General features: G+C 68.0%; 1 protein-coding gene. It reads left to right on the forward strand.

The annotated features are described in order from the left end of the window. The first annotated feature begins 267 nt into the window (after window positions 1-267). On the forward strand, window positions 268-1,503 hold the full coding sequence (locus ABZS40_RS36660; RefSeq protein WP_354949327.1) for an IS110 family transposase: 1,236 nt from the start codon (window positions 268-270) through the stop codon (window positions 1,501-1,503). The last annotated feature ends 26 nt before the right edge of the window (window positions 1,504-1,529 follow it).

Raw genomic sequence — 1,529 nt, forward strand, 5'->3', positions numbered from 1 at the left:
TCTAATGGGGGCTACCGGGTTGGTGTCGGTGCAGGATTTCGGTCTTGTCCTGGCGGAAACTCGGTCCGGTAGCCGCCGGCGGGTGAGCACTGCAATCCTCAGGAGCAGGTGAGTCCTAGGATCAGACCGTGCCCCCGCTCGGTGGTCGGGAGACGAGACTGCTGTTGGGCTGGCGTGCCCGTCCGGTGGGCGTGAGCACTGATCCATTAGAGCGCGAGCGTTCTCCCGCGGGCTGCTGATCATGCAGGTAGAGCGGAGGGCGGGTAATTGCTGTTCGTGGGGGATGACTGGGCCGAAGATCACCATGATGTGGAGATCCAGGACGAGAGTGGACGCAAGCTCGCCGTGCGGCGGCTGCCGGAGGGGGCGGCCGGGATCGGTCGGCTACACGAGTTGATCGGTGAGCATCTGGGCGAGGCCGATGACCCCGGGCAGGTCGTGGTCGGGATCGAGACCGACCGGGGCCTGTGGGTGCAGGCGCTGGCAGCGGCTGGCTATCAGGTGTATGGGCTCAATCCCAAGCAGGTGGCCCGGTTCAAGGAGCGCTACGTCACCTCGGGGGCCAAGAGCGACGCCGCCGACGCGCACGCCCTCGCCGACATGGTGCGCACCGAGCGTCATCAACTGCGCGCCATGGCCGGTGACAGCACGCAGGCGGGAGCGATCAAGGTGATCGCTCGGGCGCATCAGACGCTGATCTGGGAACGGACCCGGCACCTGCTGCGCCTGCGCGTGGCGTTGCGGGAGTTCTTCCCGGCCGCTCTGGACGCGTACACGCCGTTGGGTTTGACCGGCGCCGACACCCTGGAGCTGCTGATCAAGGCACCGGACCCGGTACGCGCGGCCCGGCTGACGGGCGGACAGATCACGGCTGCGCTCAAGCGCGCCCGCCGCCACCACGCCGCGGCCAAGGCCGAACAGATCAAGACCGCGCTTCGGATGTCTCACCTGACCCAACCCGAGGCGCTGAACGCCGCGTACTCCGCCACGGTGCAGGCGATCGCCGCCGTGCTGCTCACCCTGAACGAGCAGATCGGCCGGCTGGAGGCCCAGGTGGATACGCACTTCCACCAGCACCCCGACGTCGAGATCTACCTGTCCCAGCCCGGAATCGGCGAGGTCAACGGTCCCCGAATCCTCGCCGAGTTCGGCGACGACCCCGACCGCTACGCCAGCGCCAAGGCCCGCAAGAACTATGCCGGCTCCAGCCCGGTCACCCGCGCGTCCGGCCGCAGCCGGATCGTGCTGGCCCGCTACGTGCGCAACGACCGCCTCGCCGACGCCCTACACTCACAGGCTCTCTCGGCGCTGACCGGATCATCGGGCGCCCGCGCCTACTACGACAAGCAGCGAACCCGCGGAGCCAGCCACAACTCCGCCCTACGCCAGCTCAGCAACCGCCTGGTCGGCATCCTGCACGGCTGCCTGAAGACAGCCACTCGATACGACGAAGCACGCGCCTGGCCACAACACGCCAGAGCCGTCGAACCCCTCACAGCTTGACGCAAAAGCCCTTGGGCTGTCTGATC

Origin of the sequence: Micromonospora sp. NPDC005324, assembly GCF_040607155.1 — a bacterium.
Taxonomy (GTDB): Bacteria; Actinomycetota; Actinomycetes; order Mycobacteriales; family Micromonosporaceae; genus Micromonospora; species Micromonospora trifolii.